Source organism: Burkholderia ambifaria AMMD (assembly GCF_000203915.1).
GTDB classification, from domain to species: domain Bacteria; phylum Pseudomonadota; class Gammaproteobacteria; order Burkholderiales; family Burkholderiaceae; genus Burkholderia; species Burkholderia ambifaria.
The window spans coordinates 336,762-363,205 of record NC_008391.1 but is presented as its reverse complement, the minus strand read 5'-3'; the positions used below and the strand labels follow the sequence as shown (position 1 = coordinate 363,205).

Genomic DNA, 26,444 nt, shown 5'->3' with positions numbered 1-26,444 from the left:
ACGCGTTCGTGCCCTATCCCGGCACGAACGCGCGCGCGGCGCGGTTCCCGCCTGTGCAACGTTTGCTATTGACACGCATCAATTTTTGTTCGTCGCTTCCCGTGACAATGTGCTGAAATGAACGGCGGCCCGCGCGTTGCGCGCGCCGTTCTTTCCGTTTGCGCTTCCCCAGGTCCCGCACCATGCAGACGACCATCAGCCAGACGCACGAGGAAAACCGGCAAATCGCGGCTTGCCTGCGCGAAGCCGCGCAGCTGCTTGCCGATCAGGGCGCGAATCCTTACCGGGTTGCCGCCTACCGCGCGTCGGCCGATACGATCGAGTCGCTCGACGACGGCATCCGTACGCGCTTCAACGCGGGCGGTGTCGATGCGCTCGGCGCGCTGCCGGAGGTCGGCACGGGCGTCGCGCAGGCGATCGCCGAATGGCTGGTGACCGGGCGCTGGCGCCTGCTCGATCGGCTGCGCGGCGATGCCGAACGCGTGTCCGCGTTCGAAGCCGTGCCGGGCATCGGGCATGCGCTCGCGCTGCGGATTCACGACCAGTTGCACATCGATACGCTCGAGGAGCTCGAACGCGCGGCCCTCAGCGGCCAGCTCGACGCGATTTCGGGCGTCGGCCCGCGTCGCGCGGCCGGCATCCGCGCGGCGCTCGACGACGTGCTGAGCCGGCGCCGGCGCTGGCAAGGCCACGCGCAGGACGCCGACCTCGGCACCGAGCCGCCTGTCGAACTGCTGCTTTACATCGACCGCCTGTACCGCAACAAGGCCGCCGCCGGCATCCTGCCGATGCTCGTGACGCGCCGCGTGAACGCGGACGTCAGCGTGTCGCCGCCCGTGATGCACATGACGAAAGGCGGCTGGCATTTCACCGCACTGTGCCCGTATCCCGCCCGCCCGCATGAAGCCGGCCGCACCGCGGACTGGGTCGCGCTCTACTTCTACGATGCGTTGCAATGCGAGCACCAGCGGACGGTCGTCACCGAAACGTTCGGTTCGCTCGTCGGCAAGCGCATCGTGCGCGGACGCGAGATGGAATGCCGCGTCTATTACGCGGGATGACGCGCGCGAGGCGTTAGCCGCCGCAGCTTGCCTGCCCCGTCGCACGCTCGCGCGCCTCACTCCGGCAAGCCGAACCGCCTACGCGCCTTCCGCCTTCGTGCGACGCGCCGGATGACGGTGCGCGGCGACGCGCAGCAGCTTGCGGAACGACGGACACTCGAGATGACTCGGCGCCGGGCACACGGCCGCATGCCGCAGCGCATCGCGCACCGCACCGAGACGGCGGATCGTACGGTCGAGCTCGTCGGCCTTGTCGTCGAGCTTCGCGCGATCGATCGCCGGTCGGCCATCCGCGCCGAACATCGCGAGGATGTCGTCGAGCGCGAAACCGGCCTCCCGGCCAAGCGCGATGAGCGCAAGGCGCTCCAGCACCGACTCGTCGTACTGGCGCCGCAGCCCGTGACGGCCGTTCGGCACGATCAATCCCTTTTCCTCGTAGTAGCGCAGCGTCGACGCGGGCAATCCCGAGCGACGCGCGACATCGGCGATATCCAGGCGGCTCATGCTTGACCTCAAGTGAACTTGAAGTTGCAAGATAGCCGCTCGACTCCTTCGACACAAGGCTGGACCGCCATGAACCCGCCGAAACCGACTCCTCTCCGGTCGCGCCCCCGCCCGCCGCGGAAAACGGCGAGCATCGACGTCGCGCACGCGGCGATGGGCTGACGAGACGACATGCGCGCCGCCGCCCGCGCCCGGCCACCTCAGGCCTTCATCGTCCCGGTGCGCACATAGCGTTCGTGCCACGACAGCGCCTCGGCGAGCAGGTGCGGCGTGTGCTTGCCGAAGCTCTCGCGCGACGCGCGCTCGAAGTAGTCCTCGAGCATCGGACGGTAATCGGGATGCGCGCAGGTCGCGATGATCTTGCGCGCCCGCTGCTTCGGCGACAGGCCGCGCAGATCGGCGAGCCCCTGCTCGGTGACGACCACCGCGACGTCGTGCTCGGTATGGTCGACGTGGCTCGCCATCGGCACGATCCGCGAGATCGCGCCGCCCTTCGCGGTGCTGGCCGACATGAAGCACGACAGGTAGCCGTTGCGCGCGAAGTCGCCCGAGCCGCCGATGCCGTTCTGGATCTTCGTGCCCATCACGTGCGTCGAGTTCACGTTGCCGTAGATGTCGGCCTCGATCATCCCGTTCATCGCGATGCAGCCGAGGCGGCGCACGAGTTCCGGATGGTTGCTGATCTCCTGAGGGCGCAGCAGGATTTTTTCGCGGAACGTCGCGATCTCGTCGGCGAAGCGCTGTACGGCGGCCGGGCTCAGCGACAGCGCGGTGGCCGACGCGAAGCTCAGCGTGCCGTCGTCGAGCAGGTCGAGCATGCCGTCCTGGATCACCTCGGTGTACGCGGTCAGGTTCGAGAAGCCGGCCGAGCTCAGTTCCGCGAGCACCGCGTTCGTGATGTTGCCGACCCCCGACTGCAGCGGCAGCAGGTTTTCCGGCAGACGGCCGCGCTTCACTTCGTGGCGCAGGAAATCGATCAGTTGCAGCGCGATCTGCTTGGACGTGGCGTCCGGCGCGGAGAACGCGTTGCTGCGGTCCGGCGCGTCGGTCTCGACGATCGCGACGATCTTGTCGGCCGGGCAGCGCAGGTACGGCTCGCCGATCCGGTCGTCGCTTTTGGTCAGCGGAATCGGCTTGCGGTGCGGCGGCAGCGCGGTGCCGTAATAGACGTCGTGCATCCCGTCGAGGCCGAGCGGCTGGCGCGAGTTGACTTCGAGGATCACGTGCTTCGCCTGCTCGAGCCACGTCTTGTTGTTGCCGATCGATGCGGACGGAATCAGCAGCCCGTCCTCGCGGATGCCCGCGACTTCGACGATCGCGACGTCGAGGTCGCCGTACAGCCCGAACCACGCGTATTGCGCGACGTGGCTCAGGTGGACGTCCTGGTAGTCGACTTCGCCGCTATTGATCTTGTCGCGCAGCGTCGGGTCGGACTGGTACGGCAGGCGCATCGAGATGCCGTTGGTGCGGGCGAGCGCGCCGTCGAGTTCCGGCGCGGTCGACGCGCCCGTCAGCACGTTGATCCGGAAGTCCTCGCCGCGCGCGTGGGCGGCCTCGATGTGGGCGGCGAGCGCGGCCGGCACGGCCTTCGGATAACCCGAGCCGGTGAAGCCGCTCATCGCGACGGTCATGCCGGGACGGATCAGCGCGGCGGCTTCGTCGGCGGTGCGGACGAGCGAACGCAGGGCGGGAGCGAGGATGCGTGATGAAGACATGGCTATATATCTGACGCTTTTGGTCTGTCGTTGACGTCGCGGGGGGTGTCTCCTGAGCGACGCGAAGCCCTTGGGGCCGCGAGGGGCGGCCGGCACCACAGGCACGGTCGGAGTATCGCAGAGGCCATCGCCGCGAAATGTCCGCTGAATGCAAAAGATACTTACTGAATGCGCCGGGTATCGAATGGCCGTTCTGTGACAGGCGGAACAATCTGCCGAATGCACCCGAAAGGTGCGCGAAAGCGAATCGCCAACATGCCGCCTCCGGATTACGACCGACCGAACATCAGTCGACCGTGACCTTTCCGGATTGACTGCCAGAACGCAGGGAATCAATATGCCGCGGCCGATCAAAGATCAACGCGGCCAATTGTCGCCCGGCGCCGCTTTTTCGGGCCTGATGCACATCAACCCGGGGACGCGCGCCCGCGCCGCGGAGCGCTCTAGGCGAGGCCCGGGGGCCCTTGACAGTCGCGCCATGCGAACCACACTGGATTACATATGGCCCGGGTGCGCGAACGCCGTTTCGCGCATCCGGCGCGTAACCGGCCGATGCGCGGAATCGCGTTAACACTCCCGGATGTCAGGACATTGATCGAAGAAAAAGCAACAAGTTACAATTCCGTATATATTTCGCCGATGGACCAAAGAAAAACCGCCAAACACCCGGAACCGCCGCTGCCACGCACTTGGGATGCGCGGCTCGCGCGCGCGCTCGTCCGGCCGCTGATCGACACGCCGGTCACCCCGAATCACCTCACTACCCTTCGTCTGCTGATCGGCCTCGCCGGCGCCTGGTGCCTGGCGCAAGGCGGCTTCGGCTGGAGCAACGCAGGCGCATTCCTGATCGTGCTGTCGAACTTCGTCGACCACACCGACGGCGAACTCGCGCGCATCAGCGGCAAGTCCAGCAAGATCGGTCACTTTTACGACCTCGCGGCCGACGCGCTCGTGACGGTCGCGCTGTTCGTCAGCATGGGCGTCGGCATCGTCGCCCAGGGCGGCCAGATGGCCGCGTCGCCGGTGCTGCTCGGTGCGCTGGCCGGCGGTGCCGTCGCGCTGATCTTCTTCCTGCGCATGCGGATCGAGTCGGTCGCCGGCAAGGCCGGCACCAAGCAGGCGTTCGCCGGCGGCTTCGAGACGGAAGACGTGCTCTACCTGCTGCCGCTCGTGACGCTCACCGACAGCGTCCAGCCGTTCCTGCTCGCGGCGTCGATCGGCGCCCCGCTGTTCGCCGCGTGGGTCGTGATCGACTGGTGGCGCATCGTGCGCCGCGGCAACACCCCGCAGAATTCAACCGAAATCCAGGCTTCCAAATGACTTCTAGCACGCGCGACGACTCCGTGCTGAGCCCGGCACGCCCCGCGCCTGCGCGCGCGGCGGCGGCCGATCCCGATCGCACCGTGGCCGGCTGTGTCGGCCAACTCGACCTCGACCGCCTGCGCAGCGACTACACGCGCCAGGGGTCGTTCCTGTATCTGGACGCATTCCTGCCGCCCGACGCGCACGCGAAACTCGCGGCCGCGGCCCGCGCGCTGCAGCCCGGCCTGAACCGCAATTACCTGCCCGGCCACAAGCAGGGCGGCAGCGTGAGCCGGCACACGATCGACGAAAAGGCACCGTACATCGCGGAACTGTACCGCTCGAAGGCGCTGATCGGCTTCCTCGAGAAGATCACGGGCGACAAGCTGATGGTGTCGCCGGAGAACGATCCGCACGCATACGCGCTGTATTACTACACGAAGCCGGGCGACCACATCGGCTGGCACTACGACACGTCGTACTACGACGGCCGCCGCTATACGCTGCTGATCGGCGTGATCGACGAATCGTCGTGCCGGCTCGACTACGAACTGCATACGCGCAATCCGGACGTGCCCGACGAACCGGGTTCCGTGCAGATCGCCGACGGCGGCATCGTGCTGTTCGACGGCGACAAGCTGCGCCACCGGATCACGCCGCTCGGCCAGAACGAGACGCGCGTGTCGCTGACTTTCGAATACGTGACCAACCCCGGCATGCGGCCGTGGAAGCGCTTCATCTCGAACATGAAGGACGCGATCGCGTATTTCGGTTTCCGCCAGGTGTTCAAGCAGCTGGCCACGCGACGGTCGAGCGGGTCATGACACGCGCCGGCCTGATCCTGCTGTCCCTCGGAACGGCACTCTTCATCGCCCTGCTCGCGTGGCAGGGCGTCGGCGCGGTCGCGTCGACGCTCCTCGCGGCCGGCTGGGGCCTCGCGCTCGTCGCGGCGTTCCACGTCGTGCCGCTCGTGATCGACGCGTTCGCGGTGTCCGTGATGTTCCGCCGCGGCCAACCGGCCGCCGAGCTCGGCAATGCGCTGCGTGCGCGCTGGGTCGGCGAATCCGTGAACAGCCTGCTGCCCGCCGGGCAGATCGGCGGCCCGGTGCTGATGGTGCGCTACCTCGCGCAGCGCGGCACGCGGATGGCCGATGCGGCCGCCGCGATGACCGTCGGCACGACGATGCAGGCGCTCGCGCAGATGGCGTTCGCGCTGATCGGCATCGCCGCGTTCAGCCTGTATGCGACCCACGATTCAGTCGCGCACCTGCGCACGCCGGCGCTGATCGCCACCGGCGTGCTCGGCGCCCTCGCCGTCGCGTTCTACGCGGCGCAGCGGCGCGGGCTGTTCGGCCGCGGGATGCGTCTCGCGTCGAAGCTGCTCGGCCCGCGCGACTGGTCGTCGCTGGCGACCCGCGCGGATGCGATCGACAACGCGGTCGCCGGGCTGTACCGCGATCGTGCGAAGGTCGCGAAGACCTTCGCGTTGAGCCTCGCCGGCTGGATCGCCGGCACCGCGGAAGTGTGGCTCGCGCTGCACTTCCTCGGGCACCCGGTCAGCTGGCTCGACGCGCTGCTGCTCGAGAGCGTCGGCCAGGCGATTCGCGGTGCGGCGTTCGCGATCCCGGGCTCGCTCGGGGCACAGGAAGGCGGTTACCTGCTGCTCGCCCCGCTGGTCGGCCTGCCGCCCGACGCGGCGCTCGCGCTGTCGCTCGCGAAGCGCGCGCGCGAACTCGCGCTCGGCCTGCCCGGCCTGCTCTATCTGCATTTCAGTGAAAGAAACTGGCAGCGGCGCCATGCGCCGCAGCCTCTCGCCGACTGATCGTTCAGATCCGCCGGCTTTTTGGTTGGAGAACCCATGCGAGCCATCATTCTTGCGGCAGGCCTCGGCTTGCGCCTGCAACAACCGCCCGAGGCGCAATACCCGAAGTGCCTGCTACGCTTCGACGACGTGTCGCTGCTCGAGCGCCATCTGCGCGTACTCGACGCCGCGGGCGTCGATGAAATCGTGCTCGGGCTCGGCTTCCAGTCCGAGAAGGTCGAGCAGGAATTGAAGCGCCTCGGCCGCACCGCCGAGATCGTGATCAACGAGCGCTACGACCTCGGCAGCGTGCTGACCGTGCACACCGTCGCCGATGCGATGACGCGCGGCGGCGACGTGCTGCTGATGGACGCCGACGTGCTCTACGACGAGAACATCCTGCACGCGCTGGTGGCCGACTCGGACAAGGCGGTCGACCGCCTGCTGATCGATCGCGACTTCGAAGCCGGCGACGAGCCCGTCAAGCTGTGCCTGAAGAACGGCGTGCCCGTCGAGTTGCGCAAGCAGCTCGCGGTCGACCTCGACTACGACACGATCGGCGAATCGGTCGGCTTCTTCCGCTTCACCGAAGGCACCGCGCGCCGCCTCGCGAAAATCGTCGCCGGCTACGTCGACAGCGGCCGCGCGAACATGCCGCACGAGGAAGCCGTGCGTGACCTGCTGCTCGAAGGCGGCCATTCGTTCGACGTCGCCGACGTCACGGGTTCGCCGTGGATCGAGATCGACTTCCCGAACGACGTCGCACGCGCGACACAAGACATTCTTCCCCTGATTCAACGCACCACGGCAGGAGCCGCACGATGAACGCTCGCGAACCCAACTTCTCCGAATCGCGCAGCGCACGCCTGCGCCGCATGCTCGTCAGCAACGAACTCGAATTCCTGATGGAAGCGCACAACGGCCTGTCCGCACGGATCGTCCGCGAAGCAGGCTTCAAGGGGATCTGGGCATCGGGCCTCGCGATCTCCGCGCAGTTCGGCGTGCGCGACAACAACGAAGCGAGCTGGACGCAGGTCGTCGACGTGCTCGAGTTCATGGCTGACGCAAGCGACCTGCCGATCCTGCTCGACGGCGACACCGGCTACGGCAACTTCAACAACGTGCGCCGCCTCGTGAAGAAGCTCGAGCAGCGCGGCATCGCCGGCGTGTGCATCGAGGATAAACAATTCCCGAAGACGAACAGCTTCATCGGCGGCGAACGCCAGCCGCTCGCGGAAATCGACGAGTTCTGCGGCAAGATCAAGGCCGGCAAGGATTCGCAGAGCGACTCCGACTTCTCGATCGTCGCGCGCGTCGAGGCGCTGATCGCGGGCTGGGGGATGGACGAGGCGCTGCGCCGCGCGAACGCGTATGCGGAAGCCGGTGCGGACGCGATCCTGATCCACAGCAAGCTGTCGCGCCCGGACGAAATTCTCCAGTTCGCACGCGAATGGAGCGGCAAGGCGCCGCTCGTGATCGTGCCGACCAAGTACTACAGCACGCCGACCGACGTGTTCCGCCAGGCCGGCATCAGCACCGTGATCTGGGCGAACCACCTGATCCGCGCATCGGCATCGGCGATGCAGGCCGTCGCACGCGAGATTCATGAAAACGAGACGCTGATCAACGTCGAGGACCGCGTCGCGTCCGTCAACGAGATCTTCCGCCTGCAGGACGCCGACGAATACTCGGCAGCCGAGCGTATCTACCTGTCGTCGTCGTCGCGCGCGTCGAACGCCGCGATCGTGCTCGCCGCGAGCCGCGGCAAGGGACTCGAGGCCGTGACCGAAGATAAGCCCAAGGTCATGCTGCCGGTCGCCGGCAAGCCGCTGCTGCGCTGGCTCGTCGACGGCTTCAAGACGCACGGCGTGAACGACATCACCGTGGTCGGCGGCTATCGCGCCGACGCGATCGACACGTCGGGCATCAAGCTCGTCGTCAACGAGCGTCACGCGCAGACGGGCGAGCTCGCATCGCTCGCGTGCGCGGCCGAACGTCTGACCGGCGACACCGTGATCTCGTACGGTGACCTGCTGTTCCGCAGCTACATCGTGCGCGACCTCGCGGAGAGCGAGGCCGAGTTCAGCGTCGTCGTCGACTCGTCGCTCACGGAGACCAACCAGAGCGTGCGCGATTTCGCGCTTTGCTCGGCCGCCGACGACCGCGGCCTGTTCGGCCAGAAAACCTACCTGCAACGCGTATCGAGCGACGTCGCCGCAGGCACGCCGCACGGCCGCTGGATCGGTCTGTTGAACGTGCGCGGCGCAGGCGTCGACCGCCTGAAGGCGATGCTCGCGACGCTGCAGGCACGTCCTGATTTCGACACGCTCGATATCCCGTCGCTGCTCAACGAACTGATCGCCGCCGGCGAGAAGATCGAGGTGCAGTACGTGCACGGCCACTGGCGCGGCGTCAACGATCTCGAAGACTTCCGCCGCGCGGGCGACTTCGCGCACGGCCAGACGCCGCTGTCCGAGCCGAGCACCGGCAACGGGGGCGCGCAATGATCGAAGCGGCCCAGTTCGTCGAGGCCGCGCGCGAGCGCGGTTTCGACTGGTACGCGGGCGTGCCCTGCTCGTACCTGACGCCGTTCATCAATTACGTGCTGCAGGACCCGACGCTGCACTACCTGTCGGCCGCGAACGAAGGCGACGCGGTCGCGCTGATCGCTGGCGCCACGCTTGGCGGCAAGCGCGGGATCGCGATGATGCAGAACTCCGGGCTCGGCAATGCGGTGAGCCCGCTCACGTCGCTGACCTGGACGTTCCGGCTGCCGCAGTTGCTGATCGTCACGTGGCGCGGCCAGCCGGGCGTGTCCGACGAGCCGCAGCACGCGCTGATGGGGCCGATTACGCCCGCCATGCTCGACACGATGGAGATCCCGTGGGAGACGTTCCCGACCGACCCCGAACAGGTCGGCCCGGCGCTCGACCGCGCGATCGCGCACATGGACGCAACCGGCCGCCCGTATGCGCTCGTGATGCAGAAAGGCAGCGTCGCGCCGTATGAACTGAAGGCGAACCCGGCGGCGACGCCGCGCGCGCATGTCGCCGCCCAGTCCGCGGCACGTGCTGAATCACCCGCCGCGTGGCCGACCCGCCACGACGCGCTGCAACGCGTAATCGCGCACACGCCGGTCGATTCGACCGTCGTGCTCGCGTCGACCGGCTTCTGCGGCCGCGAACTCTATGCGATCGACGATCGTCCGAACCAGTTGTACATGGTCGGCTCGATGGGTTGCGTGACGCCGCTCGCGCTGGGGCTCGCGCTCGCGCGTCCCGACCTGCGCGTGGTGGCCATCGACGGCGACGGCGCTGCGCTGATGCGCATGGGCGTGTTCGCGACGCTCGGCACCTACGGGCCGTCCAACCTTACGCACGTGCTGCTCGACAACGGCGCGCACGAATCGACGGGCGGCCAGGCGACCGTGTCGCAGCATGTGTCGTTCGCGGGTGTCGCGGCCGCGTGCGGCTACGCGTCCGCCGTCGAAGGCGACACGCTCGACGTGCTCGATGCAACGCTCGCTGCGCAGAGCAACGGTACGCAGTTCGTGCGCGTTGCGATCCGCACGGGCGTGCCCGACGGCCTGCCCCGCCCGACCGTCACGCCGGTCGAGGTCAAGACCCGCCTGATGCGGCATATCGGCGCCGCACAGGCCGAAGCCCACGCCGAAGGAGCTCATTGATGCTGCTGCTGAACCCCGGCCCGGTCACGCTCACCGAACGCGTGCGCCGCAGCCTGCTGCAACCCGACCTGTGCCATCGCGAAAGCGAGTTTTTCGATCTGCAGGATGAAGCGCGTGCGCGCCTCGTCGCCGCGTACGAGCTCGATCCGGCGGAATGGGCCGCCGTGCTGATGACGGGCTCGGGCACCGCCGCCGTCGAAAGCATGATCGCGGCGCTCGTGCCGCAGGACGGCAAGCTGCTCGTGATCGAGAATGGCGTGTACGGCGAGCGCATCGCGCAGATCGCGACGCAGTACGGGATCGCGCATGATGTGCTGAAGCATGAGTGGATGCAGGCGCCTGATCCCGCGCAGATTGGTGCCAAGCTCGATGCGGGTGGGTATTCGCACGTCGCGGTGATTCATCATGAAACGACGACGGGCCGGCTGAATGATCTCGGTAAGATCGCCGACGTATGCCGTGCGCGCGGTGTGAAGATGCTCGTCGATGGTGTGAGCAGCTTTGGGGCTGAGGCGATCGACTTTGCCGGCGGTGTGATCGATGCTGTTGCCGCTACTGCGAACAAGTGCCTGCACGGTGTGCCGGGGGCCGCGTTCGTGATCGTGCGCCGTAGCGCGCTCGCGAAGGCCGCGAGCCGTACGTACTACCTCGATCTCGGTCGTCTCGCGAAGCTGCAGGATCAGCGGAATACGCCGTTTACGCCTTCCGTGCATGCTTACTATGCGCTCGTCGAGGCACTGCGCGAGTTCGACGAAGCCGGTGGCTGGCGTGCGCGGCATGCGCACTACAAGGCGCTCGCTGATCAGGCGCAGGCCGGGCTGGCGGCGCGCGGGATGTCGCTCGTGCTGCCGGAAGGCGCTTCGTCGGTCGTGCTGCGTGCGTATCGGCTGCCGCAAGGTGTCACGTACGAGACGCTGCATGACGGGTTGAAGGCACGCGGCTTCGTGATCTATGCGGGGCAAGGCGGGTTGTCGAAGGAACTGTTCCGGATCTCGACGATGGGGGCGATTCAGGCGGCTGACGTCGAGCGGTTGATGGAGGGGTTTACGGAGTTGACGCGGTAGGCGTTGCCAGGCTCGTTCGTTCGTCCATGAAAGGCCCGCAAGGGCCTTTTTTGTTGTTCGCGTGGATCGCGGGGAACGCGGGAGGACTGGCGGCATTTGGCCAGAAGGCGACGTTCGGCGCCCGGAAAAACTGGGCGCTGGAGTGGCCGGACCTGCTCTTCAATGCTGCCCGCCGCCATCAGTACGATCGCCTGGTACAACAAAATTTTATGCCAAGCTCACGACCGAGGTGTGGCGGCCGTATGCGCTAGAGCTTGTGGGATGTGGCCGGATACGGTTGGGACGCACCGTAAATTTCTTCCATCAGCAAGGCCTTCTGACGCCGCAAGTGCGCTCGAAAAAGCGCCGGATAATCGGCGGAAACAGCAGCTATAATGCTGGCTCTTACCCTGAGCCTTTCACGCCAGGCATCTACCTTAGGAAAATCGGGGAAAGGCGACGGGCCACTATCTGTTTGCAAAACATCGAAGTAGCGAAAGACGGGGGCAAAGACCGCATCCACCATGCCAAAGGTCTCTCCGTCGAAGTATGGACCAAGGCCCAGAACTTTTTCGAGTTGGGCCAGTTTGTCCTTGAGCGAAGTGGCTTTCACGTTGGCAGTGAAATGGTCCTTGGCGTTCAAATATCCCCACGCCTCTGCCAGCGTCGCCGAGCCAAACTCGATCCATGCGCGGTGTTTGGCTCGTTCCAGTGGATCATCTGGATACAGGCTCGGACCAGAATGGGTTTCCTGCAGGTATTCACAAATCGCCACACTTTCAAACAGTACTTCATTGGAACCACCAGCTTCTTGAACTTGAAGCACGGGTACCTTGCCCGTCGGCGATATTTCCAAGAACCAAGCGGGCTTGTCACTAAGATCAACGTTGATACGCTGAAAAGGAACTTGCTTCTCTAGCAGCACGATGGCCGCCCGTTGAACGAACGGGCACAGCGGGTGGCTAATCAGGGTAAGCGTGGGCATTGTCATGTGAGGCTCGAATGGCCTGTCCAGAGGAAGGGGGCGCAGAGATGTTTTCCGTGCCCCCTGTTTCCGTGGTTTCGCCGGAGGTCTCAAAGCTTGGGGCCGAAGGCACATTCAGCGCCGGTTGTCCGGAGAAGATTTCAACGGCTTGATGAGTCGGTTGTGTCCTTGAAGCAAATGATCCGACTACCTGTGGCGAACGCGACGCCCTGGACTCCTGCCGACTTCAAGACGCTTTCACCGGACTCCAGCGTTGCGCGATCAGCGGTTGAGCATGCGGCCGCCATCCACGACGATTTCCGATCCGACCGTCCAACTGGACTCGTCGGAGGCTAGATACAGCACAGCCTTGGCCACCTCCTCCGGTGTACCGAAGCGGCCGAGCGGGATGGTGGCGGCAATGTCCTTGTTGGCTTGCTCGCGGTACGCGTCGGGGATGCCGAGCTTGTCGTACAGCGGAGTGTCGATCGGGCCGGGACTGACTGCGTTGACGCGAATCCCGCGTCCAAGCAGTTCGGTCGAAAGCGTCTTGGACATGTTCAGAAACGCTGCCTTGGTGGCGGCATAAACGGAAGAGCGCTCCGCACCGACGTGCGCACTGACGGACGTGTTGAGCACTACGGACGCAGGGCTAGCGAACACTGGAAGCAATGCCTGGAACAGGAAGTATGGCCCCTTGACGTTGACATCGAACGACCGATCGAACATCTCTTCGGTCCACTCCTCGAACGGCAACCAGACGGATACGCCGGCATTGAGGAAGGCGATGTCAAGTTGGCCGTAGTGGTCCTTGACGGCTTGTGCCAGTTCCCTTTGCGCGGCGACGCTGGCCGAGTCGGCGCGTAAAACCAAGACCTCGGATCCAAGTTCGGCTTTAGCTTTCGCGATCGAATCAGGATTGACGCCAGTAACGACGACGCGGGCGCCTTCATTCAGAAACTGCTTTGCGGTTTCCAGACCGATGCCACTGGTGCCTCCAGTGATGAGAGTACGTTTCCCTTGCAAGCGCGACATTGAGTTCTCCAGTAAGTGGCAACCAACAGTGGTCGACAAGGAGAAGTGTGCATCCATGCTCTGTTGGCGATAAGATGTCCGATTTGCATATATTTCATGCTTTCATTGCATGAATAAGGAGGCAGCTTGGACCGATTTCTCTTGATGACATGCTTCGCACGGGCCGTAGAGATGGGAAGTTTTTCTGCTGCTGGGCGAGATTTGGGCTTGGGACAACCCAACGTTAGTCGCTACGTGGCGGCGCTGGAAGATCATCTCCAAACTCGGCTGCTGCACCGATCCACACGCAAGCTCGCGTTGACGCCGGAGGGCGAACGCTACTACGCAGACATTCGGCGAATTCTTGATGCTGTAGAGGAATCTGAATCGTCGTTCAGGAACAATGTTGATCCATCGGGACTCTTGCGCGTGGCCTGTCCCACCTCGCTTGCACATGCATTCGTGTTACCACACGTGCCTGCATTTTTGGAGCGCTATCCCAGACTGACGCTGGATATCCAGATCAGCGATCGCTACGTCAACCTTGTTGATGAGGGAATCGAACTCGCAATTCGCATCGGACATCTGGAGGACAGTGCGCTACGCGCTCGGCGCATAGGAATGTTCGAGCGCGTGGTCGTGGCCAGTAAGGAGTACCTCGCTAAGCGCGGAGTGCCGCATACACCTGATGACCTGCGCGACCACGACTGCGTGATCTATACCTTGCTATCGTCCGGTGCAACATGGCGCTTTCGTGACACAGATATTCCCGTTTCTGGCAGGCTGAGGGTTAACTCACCCGACGCCGTTCGCGCGGCGGTCAACGCAGGTTTAGGGGTTGGGCATGGGCCGGCGTGGCTGTTTGAGGAAGGGTTAGAAAGCGGTCGCTTGCAGTTAATACTGTCGGGACTTGCTGATCCGGCCGTCCCTGTTCAGATCGTCTACGTTGCAAACAGGCTTCTTCCAACACGGGCGATCGTGTTTATTGAATTCATTGCCGACGTATTTTCGAAGATTTCAGCTTTCAACAAAAATATTCCTTCGCTCAAGCTGTAGGGATTGATTGCTAGCCGCCCAGGAACCTCCTGTAAAACTGAAGAAATGAACACCGTCGGCGGAGCCGGTGCTGCTGCGCCTGACGCTCGGCTGTCAGCAATCGGGGGGCGCTTTCGCTGGAGTCCCTACCGCATTGCCACTTACGCGCGCACGAAGCTGAACGTCACTGATCAAGCGGGGCAAGCGCGCATGCGGGCAAGTCGCGGTGCTGCCGCCAACGACAATTGCTTTTGAAGCGCCTCCTCCATGTCTTTGAACGTCCGGATGACCGGTCAAGGCTGCCGTCAACGACCCGCGCGCCCATAAGGCTGCTTAGGGTCGTTCTGAGCCAGTAACGGACCACCAGCGAGGTATCCGTCGGAGTTCGGTTCGGCCATTACGAGCCCTTCACGACCGACGCCCCGCATTGGCGCTTAAGTGCCGGAGTGGCGCTCGCGATGATACGCTCGACACTTGCTCCGCGATTTGCCGCACCCGGTTGTTTTCATCGCGATCGCCGTGCTTACAGTGCGGCAAAATGAGCGCCCCGTTGCCCGCGCGGCCCCGATGACTGGCGCACTCGAACGCGTAAACTTCCCGAGCATGGTGCCTTTGCTCGAGCCAAACATCAGTACGAAACGGCGTATTATGCCGTCCGGATTCGCGGCACCAAGCCGGGCACGGCCCGTGCAATGTTGTGCCATGACAGACATGAGAAATGGAATGACGACTACATTCGACGAGGCGACAACGGCGGCGATCGCCGCGTTTGCCCAATTGGATTTCTACACGGCAGTGCAAGCGATGCGCGCCGAGGCCGATTACGACCACGAACGAGACCAGTGGATCTCGCGCTATATCGACGAGCACGGCGGCGACGCGGACGATGCAGCATACGACGCGTTGCACGCTCAGGCCCAGGCGACCCCGGAATACGCGCAGTTCGTCGATTCGGTTCGCCGGGAAATCCTGGAATACTTCGGCGTGACTGACGACCAACTGGACTGCATGATCGTGCTGCGCGATGACGACAGCGATGAGCTTTGGGCGGAAGTCAATCGGCAGCGGAGCGCGCTGGGAACCGGTGAAGTGCGCGGAGATCTCTGATCGAAAGATGCGAAATACCTTTTCCCTTGTCGCCAGGAGACTCCCCCACTTCATCCCGCTGTTGGCACTCGTCCTCGCTCCCGCTGCTCAGGCCACCGACAACCAGCCGTGCGACGACGCAGCCATCACGGCCGTCGCCCGCTGGGCCGGCATCGCGAGTGCACGCATCGCCACGCGCGACGCGGACCGGCTCGCCATCGCATCGGCGTGCAAGGCGATGCCAAACGCGCCGCAGACAACGATCGCAGCCGTCGCGTTCGATTCGTTGCCGAAGAGTGAGAACCCGGGCGGCAACAACAAACTGCAGGTCGTCGCGCTTGTCGAGGGCGGCAAGATCGTCGCGGCCGCGCGCTCGATCGTCGAGGAAGATGCCACGACGGAAGTCGGCCCGGACAGCTATCGCATCGACACCGCGCCGTATCGGCTGTCGCCCGACGTGCGCGCATTCGGTGTCGTGTTCCTGAGCAGCGCGCGCGGGCCGAGCTGTCCCGATGCGAATGCGAGCGAAGAACTGACGCTGTGGGTTCGCGAAGGCGATCGTATCCGCCCGGTGTTCGGCACGAACCTGTACGGCTGGGTCAGTGTCGAGGGCGAGGCTTGCGGCGCGGGTGCCGGCGACGCGCGCGCAGAGGACGCGAGGATGACGATCGCGGTCGAAAAGACGTCGAGCCACGGCTTCGCCGACCTATCGATCACGGCACACGTCACGAAGACGCAACGCAAGGACGGCGACTATTCGGAGACGGGCAAACGCACCGCACGCACGGTCGTCAAATACGACGGCCAATCGTACGGTATCGATATGTTCCGGGACTTCTGGTATTCGCCCGCCGCGCGCAAGCGCTTCAAGTAAGACGGCGGCAGACTGCCACCTTGCCCGCCTACTCCACCACCTTCGGCCCGATCGCATCGGTCGGCGCCGGCATCCGCAGCGCGTCGTCGCGCACGCGTCGCGCCTCGCGCGCGGTGTAGCGATCCTTCAGCCGCAGGAACGGTTTTTCAATGAGGAAGTAGCTGGCCGTCGCCGCGAGCAATGCCCACACGATGCCGAGCGGGAACGCATGCGCGACCGGCAGACCCGGGTTCGCGAACGGTTGCTGCCACAGATACAGGCTGAACGAAATCGTGCCGACGAACACAACCGGCCCAGCCCGCAGCCAACGCGCGCACCAGAACTCGCTGCGGAAATTCAGCACGACGATCACGATCGCGATCAGCGCGGCCTCGATCGTCACGCCGTAGGTTGCATTCCAGAAGCCGCCGAGCCGACGTTCGGCAAGCGGCATCCCGAACAGCACGATGAAGACGATCGCCGTCACGATGCGCGTCTCGCCGCGCCACGAGCCGATCCACGCTTCGAGCCGTTCGCGGTTGAGCGCCGCATAGCAGCCGATCAGGATCGGATCGACGCCCGTGTGCAGCATCATCGCGAGCTGCCCGCGCAGCGCCGGCGCGACGAAATATGTCAGCGTGCGCACGAGCGGCACGGCGAGGATCAGCACAGCCAGCCAGCGCGTGCCACGGTGGCGGGTGCCGTACACGAACAGCAGCGGCCAGAACCAGTAGAACTGTTCCTCGAGCGCGAGCGACCAGAAGTGACCGAGATACCACGCGCCGTCCGGATGCAGCGCGTTGTCGCCGGCCAGGCCGAACCACGCCGAGTAGTTCCACAGATGCAACGCCGCATACAGCCACTGGCGGCGATCGACGTCGAGCCAGCCGGCGACGGCGAGGATGCCGACGATCACGAGATACACATAGCAGGCCGGCCAGATCCGCAGCGCGCGGCGCACGTAGAACGACGTCAGCGCAATCCCGCCGGTGCGCGCGAACTCCGCGCGCAGCACGTTGGTGATCAGGAACCCGCTCAGGACGAAGAAGATCAGCACGCCAAGCCGGCCATCGGCGATCAGCCGAAGCGGCGCGAGCCAGCCGGTGTAGCCGCCCGGCAGCACGTGCTCCGCGTGGCCGACGACGACCATCGTGACCGCGACGGCGCGCAACCCTGTCAGCTGCTTGACGCGATGGTTCATCGGATGGCTTCCGTTGGCACGGTGGAGGGAAGGCAGGCCGGCGCGCAATTCCCGATTCCGAGCCAGCGCTGACATGCCGCCGCGATTTTGTCTGAAAAATATCGGAATGAAATTATTTCAAAAATTCCGGGGCGCGGGCCGCCGCGCAGCGGCCCGAATGAATGGGCATAATGACCGGCATTGTCCGGCGGCAGCGGCGGCCAGATGCAGACACAACGAACCTTGCGGCGCCGCAATCCGCGCGATACCGGCGTTGCCGTGTTCCGCCCGCATCCCGCGCGCCTCGTCCGCCGTCCTGTCGACCCTCACCCGGAGCCCTGCCTGTGTACCCACCGATCGAACCCTACGCCCACGGCCACCTCGACACCGGCGACGGCCACCACATCTACTGGGAGCGCTGCGGCAACCCGTCCGGCAAGCCGGCGGTGTTCCTGCACGGCGGCCCGGGCGCGGGCTGCAGCCCCGACCATCGCCGCCTGTTCGATCCCGAGCGTTACGACATCCTGCTGTTCGACCAGCGCGGCTGCGGGCGCTCGACGCCGCATGCGAGCCTCGACAACAACACGACGTGGGATCTGGTGGCCGACATCGAGCGATTGCGCGAAATGACGGGTGCGGAACAATGGCTCGTGTTCGGCGGTTCGTGGGGCAGCGCGCTCGCCCTCGCCTACGCGCAGACACACCCGCAACGCGTAAGCGCGCTCGTCGTGCGCGGCATCTTCACGATGCGTCGCGCGGAGTTGCTGTGGTACTACCAGGAAGGCGCATCGTGGCTGTTCCCGGACCTTTGGGAAGAATTCCTCGCGCCGATTCCGGAAGCCGAGCGCGGTGACCTGATGGCCGCGTACCATCGCCGGCTGACGGGCGACGACGAAGCCGCAAAGCTCGAAGCCGCGCGTGCGTGGAGCCTCTGGGAAGGCCGCACGATCACGCTGCTGCCTGATCCGGCGCTGGCCGAGCACTTCGCGGACGGCCGCTACGCGCTCGCGTTCGCGCGGATCGAAAACCACTACTTCGTGAATCGCGGGTTCGTCGATGAAGGCCAGTTGCTGCGCGACGCGCATCGCCTCGCGGGCATTCCGGGCGTGATCGTCCAGGGCCGCTACGACATCGCGACACCCGCACGCACCGCGTGGGATCTCGCGAAAGCATGGCCGGACGCGACGTTCGAAATCGTGCCGGACGCCGGGCACGCGTACAACGAACCGGGCATCCTTAAGGCGTTGCTCGCCGCAACGGACCGGTTCGCCGCGTAAGCGACTCCACGCAAAGCGGCGCGGCGCGCTGCATCAGGACCGGCCTGCACGCGCCGCGCCGCCCCGCTCACAACGCGGCTTCGACGATCGCCTTGCCGCTGATCGCCCGCTCGACGAGCTGTTCGTCCCCGACCTTGCGGATCGCATCGTCGAGCAACCCTTCCGGCTCCTCGGTCGCCACCTTCAGCAGGCCGGACAGCCCGCGCGCGTCAAGCACCACCAGCGTCTCCATCGAATCCGCGCGGCTCACGAGCACGCGGCGGAACGCAGGGCCCGCACCGAAGCTCGCGCAGAGCGCGATCGTCTCGTTGCCGAGCGGGTAGTCGAAGTTCTTGATCATGTCTGCCGCCGTTGCAAGGGAATGGCTGCGCGCGACGGCGCGGCGCCGTGACGTCGACGCACCCGCGCGTGCCGCCGGCGCCGGACCGGTCCGATCCGTTCGCCGGCACCACCATGCTAGGCGGGCAGTATTAACGACGACTTAAACGGCCGGCGAGCGGTGTATCAGGCCAATCGCCGCGTCTCACGAAGCTTCGTCGAGCGGCTCGACCGTCACGCCGACCTTCAGCTCCTGATCCGCGCCGCCGCCGCGAATCACACCGCGCAACGGCGTCACGTCCGCATAGTCGCGGCCGATCGACAGCATCACGTAGTCGTCACCCGGCGCACGGTCGTTGGTGGGGTCGAGTTGCAGCCAGCCGCCATCTTCGGGCCATGCCGGGTCGTACACGTCGATCCATGCATGCGACGCATCCGCGCCGATCAGCCGCGGCTGCCCGGGCGGCGGCTGGGTCAGCAGATACCCGCTCACGTAGCGCGCGGCGAGCCCGAGCGAGCGCAGCGCGCCGATCATCACATGCGCGAAATCCTGGCACACGCCCTTGCGCAATCGCAACGCATCGAGCGCGGTCGTCGTGATGTCGGTGCTGTTCGGCGTGTACGCGAAATCCGCGTGAACTCGCCGCATCAGGTCCCACGCGGCCTGCACGAGCGGCCGCCCCGGCGTGAAGCTCGCGGCCGCGTACGCGGCCAGTTCCGGATCGCACGCGACATGCGGCGACGCGAACACGAACTCGCTCGCCGCGTCATACGGCTGCCCCGCGCGAAACTGCAAGCGCTCGCGCACGGCTTCCCACGCCATCGCATGCTCGGCGTCGGGGTTCGCGATCGCGGGCGGCGGTGCGCCCCGCGCACCCAGCGACCAGACGGGCGCGCTCACGCGCACCGTGCTGCGGCTACGCACGAGCAGCGCATCGTGAGGCTGGTTCAGCGCGAACGACGCGCGCGCGTTGCCGAACGCGTCGATCTCGGTGCAGACCGACTCCGGGGCGGGCTCGATGTCGAGCGCGAACGACTGCACCTGTTGGCGCGGCGTCGCGAGCGGCTGCAGCCGCGCCTGGTGCTGCGCGGATTCGACGCGCGCCGCGTAGCGGTATTCGGTGTCGTGCGTCACCCGCAGCACGCGACCGGGCGCGACGGTGGTCGGCGTGGCGGGTGTTGCAGGCGTCGTCGCCGGCGCGTCCTTCGCGCTGCCGGAACCCGGCGCGGGCGACATCTTCGCCGCGTGTTTCGTCGTCACCATAGCGTCCTGCCCGCGTCGCGCACATGACTGAAATAGCGCTCGCCGATCCGGTTCGACAATTCCCACACCGCCTTCACGGTCGTGTCGAGCGCGTCGAGCAGCTTGTCGTGCCGGCCGTCGTCGCCGGTTTCGCACAATTCGTGCAGCGACCACGCGGGCACGTCCGGAATCGTCTCGGCGAGTTCGGACAGCGCATAGCCTTCGCTGCGCTCGACCTTCGTCAGCCGGCCGCGCAGCGCCTGCACGACCCAGCCGAGCGAGCGCGGATTGTCGGTGTCGAGCACGACGAGCGACAGGAGCGGCGCGACGTCGAAGCCGCGCTGGAACCGCGAGCGAAACGTGATCGTGCTGTCGAACAGTTCGAGCACGAGCTCGAAGCCGTCCTGCCGGTGCACGGCGCCCTCGTCGAACGCGAACTTCAGCACGCTGCACAGGAAGTCCAGCCGCTCGATCTGCCGGCCGATCGACAGCAGCCGCCAGCCGTCGTCGCGCGTCATGTTGTCGGTCTGCGCGCCGGTGATCGCGCCGAGCAGCAGCCCCAGCCGCTCCAGCAGTTGCAGCGCCTCGTTGCCGATCTGTTCTTCGGCTTCCGGATGATCGGCGCTGTCGGCGAACAATTGCGTCGCGTCGTCGATCAGCCGCCACTGATCGCTCGACAGCCGCTCGCGGATCGCGGCGGCGGCGCCGCGCATCCCGAACAGGCAGGACGCGATGCCGGACGTGCGGTCCGCGCCGCGCGTGAGCGACGTCGCGAGCGCGTGCTGGAACGCACGCGGCGCATCGACGGCGTTCGGCGCGTCGGACGCGATCAGCCCGGTGTCGCGGCACAGCGTGTCGATCAGCTCCAGATGCGCGGGGCTGTCGACGTCGTCCTCGCCGCGCAGCCGCTCCAGCGCGGCGCGCGCGAGACGCATCAGGCTGGTCGCGCGCTCGGTGTAGCGGCCGAGCCAGAACAGGTTCTCGGCCGCGCGGCTCGCGATCGCGCGCGGGTGCTCGACGAGATCGTCGGGGCCGAGACGAGTCTGCAGCAGCGTCGTCGAATCGACGATGCCTTCGGTCATCACCCACGTATCGACGGTGCTGCCGCCGCGCGGCATCGGCGCGTTGAACAGCGTATCGCGCGTGCCGACCCGCGACAGGCCGCCCGGCAGGAGCCGCCAGCGCTGCGCGCCGTCGGCGAGCGCGAACACGCGCAGCAGCAGCGGTTTCGGCACGATGCGCGCGCCGCCGTTACCTTCAGGCGCGTCGCGCCCCGGCCAGGTCGGCGCCTGCGACAGCGGCAGGTCGGCCTGCACCGTGTAATGCTCGGGCCGCGCGAGAATCCGCGCACGCCACTCGGCCAGCTGCGCCGGCGTGAGCCGCGCGCCGATCACCGGATCGAACCCGCCGCCGTCCTGTGCGTCGGGCGGATACGACGGTTTGACGATGCCGCGCGCGAGCTGCGGCAGCGCGTCGTTGCACGCGGCCGCCTCGCCGCACCACCACGAATGCACGGCGGGCAGCGTCAGCGTTTCGCCGAGCAGCGCTTCCGCGAGGCGCGGCATGAAGCCGAGCATGCCCGGCGATTCGAGGAAGCCCGAACCCGGCGCATTCGCGAGCAGCACGTTGCCCGCGCGCACGGCCTGCAGCAGCCCCGGCACGCCGAGCATCGAATCGGGCCGCAGTTCGAGCGGATCGAGCCACGCGTCGTCGACGCGCCGCAGGATCCCGTGCACGGGCTCGAGCCCGCGCAGCGTCTTCAGGAACACGTGGTTGTCGCGCGCGGTCAGGTCGCCGCCCTCGACGAGCGTGAGACCGAGATAGCGCGCGAGATACGCATGTTCGAAGTAGGTCGCGCTGTGCGGCCCCGGCGTCAGCAGCACGATCCGCGAATTCTTGCTGGCCGGGCTGAGCGTCTGCATGCTCTGCAGCAGCGACCGGTACGCGGACGCGAGCCGCTGCACGCGCAGCCCGCGAAAGCCGCGCGGAAAGAGCCGTGACACGATCAGGCGGTTTTCGAGCAGATAACCGAGCCCGGACGGGCCCTGCGTGTGCTGCGCGACGATCCGCCATTGCCCGTCGGGGCCGCGCGCGAGATCGAACGCAACGATGTGCAGCCATGTGTCGCCCGGCACCCGCGCGCCGCGCATCGCGCGCAGGTAGCCCGGGTGGCCGGTGACGAGCGCGGGCGGCAGCAGCCCGCGCTCCAGGATCGTCTGCGGACCGTACAGGTCGGCCATGGTCGCGTTCAGCAGCCGCACGCGCTGCAGCACGCCGCGCTCGATCGCGACCCAGTCCTCGGGCGTGACGATCAGCGGCAGCAGGTCGAGCGACCACGGGCCGGCCGCGCCGTCGCCCGCGCGTTGCTCGTGGAGCTGGTAGAACAGGCCGTTCTCGCGCATGCGTCGCTGCAGCGCGTCGGCGCGGCGGTCGAGGTCGGCCACGCCGTCGCTGCCGATCGACGTGAAGAAGCTGCGCCATGCGGGGGCAAGCAGCGGCGCGGTGAGGCCGGCGGCGCTGCCGCGCAGTTCGTCGTAGCGGCCGGCCGCGGCCGGCGCCGCAAGCGCGGCGGCCAGTTCCGCGGCGTCCGGCTGCGCGCCGGTATCGAAAAGCGTGGGCATCGCGTCGGCGTCGGCGAGATTGTCGGGGTGAATGAGCGGCACGGTCGGTATCGTTCCGTCGTCAGGGTGCGGCCGTGCCCGCGCGCCGCCGCAGCGGCGGCCGGGCACGGCGGACGCGGCGGGCAGCCGCGGCCTGCCCGCATCCTAGCACTCCGGCCGGCGCGCCGGGAGGTCGCGAACCGCGCATCGTCGTCCGTCCGTTCATCCGGCGCTCAGGGCCGCCGCAGGTCGAGCGTGAACGGGAATTCGCGGCTCGGCGCGGCGGCCGATGCCGTCATCCGTCCCGGCGTGTGTCCCATCTCGACGAAACGCGTGAGCCGGCGGCTTTCGGCCTCGTACGCATTGACCGGGAACGTCGCATAGTTGCGCCCGCCCGGATGCGTGACGTGATACCGGCAGCCGCCGAGCGAGCGCTGCAGCCACGTGTCGACGATGTCGAACGTGAGCGGCGCGTGCACGCCGATGGTCGGATGCAGCGCCGACGGCGGCGCCCACGCCTTGTAGCGCACGCCCGCGACATATTCGCCGACGGTGCCGGTCGGCTGCAGCGGCAGCGGGCGGCCGTTGACGGTCACGACGTGCCGGTTGTCGTTCAGCCCCGTCACGCGCACTTCGAGCCGTTCGACCGACGAATCGACGTAGCGCACCGTGCCGCCGGGCGCGCCCTCCTCGCCCATCACGTGCCACGGCTCCAGCGCGCCGCGCAGCGACAGTTCCATCCCGTTCACCGCGATCTGGCCGAACAGCGGGAAGCGGAACTCGAAGTGCGGCGCGAACCACGCCGGATCGAACCCGAAGCCGGCGTCGCGCAGCTCGGCCAGCACGTCGTCGAAATCCATTTTCAGGAACGCGGGCAACATGAAGCGATCGTGCAGCGCGGTGCCCCAGCGCGTGAGCGGCGTCGTGTACGGCGCGGCCCAGAAACGCGCGACCAGCGCGCGCAGCAGCAGTTGCTGCACGATGCTCATCCGCGCATGCGGCGGCATCTCGAACGCGCGCAGTTCGAGCAGGCCGAGCCGGCCGGTCGACGAATCGGGCGAATACAGCTTGTCGATGCAGAACTCGCTGCGGTGCGTGTTGCCGGTCACGTCGATCAGCAGGTTGCGCAGCACGCGGTCGACGAGCCACGGCGGCATGTCCTGCCCGTACAGCAGCTTGTTGCGCTGGATTTCCGCGAACGCGATGTCGAGCTCGTAGAGCTGGTCGTTGCGCGCCTCGTCGACGCGCGGCGCCTGGCTCGTCGGGCCGATGAACAACCCCGAGAACAGGTACGACAGCGACGGATGGTTGTGCCAGTAAGCGATCAGGCTCGCGAGCAGGTCCGGGCGGCGCAGGAACGGGCTGTCGGCCGGCGTCGCGCCGCCGAGCACGAAGTGGTTGCCGCCGCCCGTGCCGACGTGCCGGCCGTCGACCATGAACTTCTCGCTGGACAGGCGCGACTGCCACGCGGCGTCGTACAGGAATTCGGTCTGCTCGACGAGTTCGTCGAAGCTCCGGGCCGGATGGATGTTCACCTCGATCACGCCGGGATCGGGCGTGACCTGCAGCAGCTTGAGCCGCGCATCGCGCGGCGGCGGATAGCCTTCGAGCACGAGCTTCACGCCGATTGCGTGCGCGGTCAGCTCGATCGCCGCGAGCAGGTCGAGATAATCCTCGAGCGCGGCGAGCGGCGGCATGAACACGTACAGGATGCCTTTGCGCACTTCGGCGCACAGCGCGCTACGCGTGATCCACCCGGCCGATTCGAAGCGCTCGGGGCGGCGCTGCGGGTCCTGCTGGCCGGGCGCGTGCCGTCCGGCTGCGTCGGTGCCGTCGCCGCGCCACTGCATGACCGTTTGCGTGGGCGCTTCGCGATGCGCGCCGGCGAGATAGCGCGGCGCGTCGGCCGTGCTCACGTGACGCGCACGGAACGCGGCGGCCTCCGGCAGCGCGGCGCGCGGCGCGAACGGATCGCGTTCGACCAGGTACGGATAATCGGCGCCGGTGACCCACGGCAGCGAATCGAGCGGCAGCCGATAGCCCATCGGCGAATCGCCGGGCACGAGATACATCCGCTCGTCGCGGAAGAACCACGGGCCCGTCTGCCAGCGCGGACCATCGAGACCCGACCGTTCGCGGCCCGCCCGATCGCGGCCCGGCTCATCATCCGCACACTTGAGCGGCAGCACGTAGCCGACCACGCTGTCGAGCTTCTGGTCGAACACCTTGCGCAGCCGCGCGCGTTCAAGCTCGTCGTCGAGCCGCGAATCGAACGGATCGACGTTGACGGGCAGCCGGCGCTCGCGCCACAGGTAGTACCAGACATCCTCGTAGCCGGGCTGCACGAATTCGTCGGTCAGGCCGAGGCGCGCGGCCAGCGCGTCGATGAAGCGCTTCGCGTCGTCGGTCGTCAGCGCGGACGGCTCGCGCTCGTCGGCGAACAGCGACGGATCCTGCCACACGGGCTGACGGTCGGCCCGCCAGAAGATCGACAGCGCCCAGCGCGGCAGTTGCTCGCCCGGATACCACTTGCCCTGCCCGAAATGCAGGAAGCCGCCTTCGCCGTATTCGGCGCGCAGCCGCTGCACGAGTTCGGTTGCGTAGCCGCGCTTAGTCGGGCCGAGCGCATCGGTGTTCCACTCGGCGCCATCGCGATCGTCGACCGACACGAAGGTCGGCTCGCCGCCTTGCGTCAGCCGCACGTCGCCGGCCGTCAGCGCGCCGTCGACCTGCGTGCCGAGCGTGCGCACGGCCTCCCATTGCGACTCGGTGTACGGCTTCGTCACGCGCGGCGATTCGTACACGCGCGTCACCGCCATCTCGTGCTCGAACGACACCTCGCATTCGTCGATCAGCCCTTCGACCGGTGCGGCGCTGGTCGGCTGCGGCGTGCAGGCGAGCGGAATATGCCCTTCGCCGGCGAGCAGGCCCGACGTCGGATCGAAGCCGATCCAGCCGGCGCCCGGCAGATAGACCTCGCACCAGGCGTGCAGATCGGTGAAGTCGACCGACGTGCCGCTCGGGCCGTCGAGCGCCTTCACGTCGGGCGTGAGCTGGATCAGGTAGCCGGACGCGAAGCGCGCGGCGATGCCGAGATGCCGGCACAGCTGCACGAGCAGCCATGCGCTGTCGCGGCACGACCCGGACGCGAGCTCGAGCGTCTGCTCGGGCGTCTGCACGCCCGGCTCCAGGCGCACGAGATAGCCGATGTCGCGCTGCAGCTGCTGGTTCAGCGCGACGAGGAAGTTCGTGGTGCCGGCCGGCGTGCGGTCGACGCTGTCGAGATACGCGCGGAACCGCGGTGCCTCGCTCGTCGCCGGATCGCACGCGAGGTACGGCGCGAGTTCGGTCTTCAGTGCATCGTCATAGCTGAACGGGTATTGCTCCGCGCTCGCTTCGAGAAAGAAGTCGAACGGGTTGTACACCGACATTTCGGCGACGAGATCGATGGTGATCTCGAAGTGCTCGGTGCGTTCCGGAAACACGAGCCGCGCGAGATAGTTCGAAAACGGGTCCTGCTGCCAGTTGATGAAGTGCTCGGCGGGCTCGACCGTCATCGAATACGCGATGATCGGCGTCCGGCAGTGCGGCACGGGCCGCAGCCGCACGATCTGCGGCCCGAGGTTGACGGGCCGGTCGTAACGGTAGCGGGTGGTGTGATGCAGCGCGACGTGGATGGGCATGGGGGAGCCGCTCGGTTCGGGTTGGGCCGGCCGCGCACGCCGCGTCGCCGTCGCTGCGGCGGCACGGCACGGCGAATTCG

The 26,444-nt window shown here is 66.8% G+C and carries 21 protein-coding genes; 12 read left to right on the top strand and 9 right to left on the bottom strand.

Translation table 11 applies throughout. From position 1 onward, the window contains the following. The first annotated feature begins 182 nt into the window (after positions 1–182). Positions 183–1,061 (top strand): helix-hairpin-helix domain-containing protein, encoded by an 879-nt coding sequence (locus BAMB_RS17840; protein WP_011658565.1) that lies wholly within the window; start codon positions 183–185, stop codon positions 1,059–1,061. A 78-nt stretch (positions 1,062–1,139) separates the two neighbouring features. On the opposite strand, the gene BAMB_RS17835 is transcribed toward BAMB_RS17840, so the two are convergent. Continuing rightward, a complete protein-coding gene (locus tag BAMB_RS17835) occupies positions 1,140–1,565 on the bottom strand; it encodes a helix-turn-helix domain-containing protein (RefSeq protein ID WP_011658564.1) in 426 nt (141 codons plus the stop codon). A 200-nt stretch (positions 1,566–1,765) separates the two neighbouring features. Next, a complete protein-coding gene (locus BAMB_RS17830) occupies positions 1,766–3,280 on the bottom strand; it encodes an acetyl-CoA hydrolase/transferase family protein (RefSeq protein WP_011658563.1) in 1,515 nt (504 codons plus the stop codon). 639 nt (positions 3,281–3,919) lie between these two features. Here BAMB_RS17830 and BAMB_RS17825 point away from each other — a divergent pair. Genes BAMB_RS17825 through BAMB_RS17795 form a run of 7 tightly spaced genes read left to right on the top strand, consistent with a single transcriptional unit; the run spans position 3,920 to position 11,132 of the window. Further along, positions 3,920–4,600: a CDP-alcohol phosphatidyltransferase family protein gene (locus tag BAMB_RS17825; RefSeq protein WP_011658562.1), complete on the top strand. Its 681-nt coding sequence runs from the start codon at positions 3,920–3,922 to the stop codon at positions 4,598–4,600. Beyond that, positions 4,597–5,406: a HalD/BesD family halogenase gene (locus BAMB_RS17820; protein ID WP_011658561.1), complete on the top strand. Its 810-nt coding sequence runs from the start codon at positions 4,597–4,599 to the stop codon at positions 5,404–5,406. The genes BAMB_RS17825 and BAMB_RS17820 overlap by 4 nt, the downstream gene beginning before the upstream one ends. Then, positions 5,403–6,404, top strand: a complete 1,002-nt coding sequence (locus BAMB_RS17815; protein ID WP_011658560.1) for an HpnL family protein — start codon at positions 5,403–5,405, stop codon at positions 6,402–6,404. Before BAMB_RS17820 ends, BAMB_RS17815 begins: the two co-directional genes overlap by 4 nt. 36 nt (positions 6,405–6,440) lie before the next feature. After that, entirely contained in the window at positions 6,441–7,208 is a 768-nt protein-coding gene (locus BAMB_RS17810; protein ID WP_011658559.1) for a phosphocholine cytidylyltransferase family protein, read from the top strand. Beyond that, on the top strand, positions 7,205–8,890 hold the full coding sequence (gene aepX / locus BAMB_RS17805) for a phosphoenolpyruvate mutase (protein WP_011658558.1): 1,686 nt from the start codon (positions 7,205–7,207) through the stop codon (positions 8,888–8,890). Before BAMB_RS17810 ends, aepX begins: the two co-directional genes overlap by 4 nt. Beyond that, positions 8,887–10,068, top strand: coding sequence for a phosphonopyruvate decarboxylase (gene aepY / locus BAMB_RS17800; RefSeq protein WP_011658557.1), 1,182 nt, complete (start codon positions 8,887–8,889; stop codon positions 10,066–10,068). The genes aepX and aepY overlap by 4 nt, the downstream gene beginning before the upstream one ends. Further along, positions 10,068–11,132 carry a 2-aminoethylphosphonate aminotransferase gene (locus tag BAMB_RS17795; RefSeq protein WP_011658556.1) on the top strand — a complete coding sequence of 355 codons (1,065 nt, stop codon included), beginning with the start codon at positions 10,068–10,070 and terminating at the stop codon, positions 11,130–11,132. The genes aepY and BAMB_RS17795 overlap by 1 nt, the downstream gene beginning before the upstream one ends. 247 nt (positions 11,133–11,379) lie before the next feature. On the opposite strand, the gene BAMB_RS34000 is transcribed toward BAMB_RS17795, so the two are convergent. Beyond that, entirely contained in the window at positions 11,380–12,102 is a 723-nt protein-coding gene (locus BAMB_RS34000; RefSeq protein WP_082089642.1) for a glutathione S-transferase family protein, read from the bottom strand. 255 nt (positions 12,103–12,357) lie between these two features. Then, positions 12,358–13,110 (bottom strand): SDR family oxidoreductase, encoded by a 753-nt coding sequence (locus BAMB_RS17785; RefSeq protein WP_011658554.1) that lies wholly within the window; start codon positions 13,108–13,110, stop codon positions 12,358–12,360. Between the two features lie 126 nt (positions 13,111–13,236). Here BAMB_RS17785 and BAMB_RS33995 point away from each other — a divergent pair, with 126 nt between their 5' ends. The 3 genes from BAMB_RS33995 (at position 13,237) to BAMB_RS17775 (ending at position 16,084) form a co-directional block, all read left to right on the top strand. After that, positions 13,237–14,145, top strand: a complete 909-nt coding sequence (locus BAMB_RS33995; RefSeq protein ID WP_082089641.1) for a LysR family transcriptional regulator — start codon at positions 13,237–13,239, stop codon at positions 14,143–14,145. Positions 14,146–14,847: 702 nt separating this feature from the next. Next, positions 14,848–15,231, top strand: a complete 384-nt coding sequence (locus tag BAMB_RS17780) for a hypothetical protein (protein ID WP_041491437.1) — start codon at positions 14,848–14,850, stop codon at positions 15,229–15,231. Between the two features lie 7 nt (positions 15,232–15,238). Then, positions 15,239–16,084 (top strand): PA3715 family protein, encoded by an 846-nt coding sequence (locus BAMB_RS17775; protein WP_011658551.1) that lies wholly within the window; start codon positions 15,239–15,241, stop codon positions 16,082–16,084. 28 nt (positions 16,085–16,112) lie between these two features. Here BAMB_RS17775 and BAMB_RS17770 read toward each other — a convergent pair whose 3' ends face one another. Then, entirely contained in the window at positions 16,113–17,264 is a 1,152-nt protein-coding gene (locus BAMB_RS17770; protein WP_041491436.1) for an acyltransferase family protein, read from the bottom strand. 323 nt (positions 17,265–17,587) lie between these two features. Here BAMB_RS17770 and pip point away from each other — a divergent pair, with 323 nt between their 5' ends. Beyond that, entirely contained in the window at positions 17,588–18,520 is a 933-nt protein-coding gene (gene pip, locus BAMB_RS17765) for a prolyl aminopeptidase (protein WP_006760245.1), read from the top strand. A 67-nt stretch (positions 18,521–18,587) separates the two neighbouring features. Here pip and BAMB_RS17760 read toward each other — a convergent pair whose 3' ends face one another. From BAMB_RS17760 to BAMB_RS17745, 4 genes are all read right to left on the bottom strand, one after another. Beyond that, positions 18,588–18,860 (bottom strand): hypothetical protein, encoded by a 273-nt coding sequence (locus tag BAMB_RS17760; protein WP_011658549.1) that lies wholly within the window; start codon positions 18,858–18,860, stop codon positions 18,588–18,590. Between the two features lie 183 nt (positions 18,861–19,043). Next, entirely contained in the window at positions 19,044–20,102 is a 1,059-nt protein-coding gene (locus tag BAMB_RS17755) for a transglutaminase family protein (RefSeq protein ID WP_011658548.1), read from the bottom strand. Continuing rightward, the gene (locus tag BAMB_RS17750) at positions 20,096–22,702 is read right to left on the bottom strand and encodes a circularly permuted type 2 ATP-grasp protein (protein WP_011658547.1); all 2,607 of its coding nucleotides are present in this window, start codon (positions 22,700–22,702) and stop codon (positions 20,096–20,098) included. The genes BAMB_RS17755 and BAMB_RS17750 overlap by 7 nt, the downstream gene beginning before the upstream one ends. Before the next feature lie 212 nt (positions 22,703–22,914). Further along, on the bottom strand, positions 22,915–26,364 hold the full coding sequence (locus BAMB_RS17745) for a transglutaminase family protein (RefSeq protein WP_011658546.1): 3,450 nt from the start codon (positions 26,362–26,364) through the stop codon (positions 22,915–22,917). Positions 26,365–26,444: the final 80 nt, after the last annotated feature.

Coding starts and splice junctions, on each gene's coding strand:
- BAMB_RS17840 (WP_011658565.1), top strand. CDS start 183: ATGCAGACGACCATCAGCCAGACGCACGAGGAAAACCGGCAAATCGCG.
- BAMB_RS17835 (WP_011658564.1), bottom strand. CDS start 1,565: ATGAGCCGCCTGGATATCGCCGATGTCGCGCGTCGCTCGGGATTGCCC.
- BAMB_RS17830 (WP_011658563.1), bottom strand. CDS start 3,280: ATGTCTTCATCACGCATCCTCGCTCCCGCCCTGCGTTCGCTCGTCCGC.
- BAMB_RS17825 (WP_011658562.1), top strand. CDS start 3,920: ATGGACCAAAGAAAAACCGCCAAACACCCGGAACCGCCGCTGCCACGC.
- BAMB_RS17820 (WP_011658561.1), top strand. CDS start 4,597: ATGACTTCTAGCACGCGCGACGACTCCGTGCTGAGCCCGGCACGCCCC.
- BAMB_RS17815 (WP_011658560.1), top strand. CDS start 5,403: ATGACACGCGCCGGCCTGATCCTGCTGTCCCTCGGAACGGCACTCTTC.
- BAMB_RS17810 (WP_011658559.1), top strand. CDS start 6,441: ATGCGAGCCATCATTCTTGCGGCAGGCCTCGGCTTGCGCCTGCAACAA.
- aepX (WP_011658558.1), top strand. CDS start 7,205: ATGAACGCTCGCGAACCCAACTTCTCCGAATCGCGCAGCGCACGCCTG.
- aepY (WP_011658557.1), top strand. CDS start 8,887: ATGATCGAAGCGGCCCAGTTCGTCGAGGCCGCGCGCGAGCGCGGTTTC.
- BAMB_RS17795 (WP_011658556.1), top strand. CDS start 10,068: ATGCTGCTGCTGAACCCCGGCCCGGTCACGCTCACCGAACGCGTGCGC.
- BAMB_RS34000 (WP_082089642.1), bottom strand. CDS start 12,102: ATGACAATGCCCACGCTTACCCTGATTAGCCACCCGCTGTGCCCGTTC.
- BAMB_RS17785 (WP_011658554.1), bottom strand. CDS start 13,110: ATGTCGCGCTTGCAAGGGAAACGTACTCTCATCACTGGAGGCACCAGT.
- BAMB_RS17780 (WP_041491437.1), top strand. CDS start 14,848: ATGACGACTACATTCGACGAGGCGACAACGGCGGCGATCGCCGCGTTT.
- BAMB_RS17775 (WP_011658551.1), top strand. CDS start 15,239: ATGCGAAATACCTTTTCCCTTGTCGCCAGGAGACTCCCCCACTTCATC.
- BAMB_RS17770 (WP_041491436.1), bottom strand. CDS start 17,264: ATGAACCATCGCGTCAAGCAGCTGACAGGGTTGCGCGCCGTCGCGGTC.
- BAMB_RS17760 (WP_011658549.1), bottom strand. CDS start 18,860: ATGATCAAGAACTTCGACTACCCGCTCGGCAACGAGACGATCGCGCTC.
- BAMB_RS17755 (WP_011658548.1), bottom strand. CDS start 20,102: ATGGTGACGACGAAACACGCGGCGAAGATGTCGCCCGCGCCGGGTTCC.
- BAMB_RS17750 (WP_011658547.1), bottom strand. CDS start 22,702: ATGCCCACGCTTTTCGATACCGGCGCGCAGCCGGACGCCGCGGAACTG.
- BAMB_RS17745 (WP_011658546.1), bottom strand. CDS start 26,364: ATGCCCATCCACGTCGCGCTGCATCACACCACCCGCTACCGTTACGAC.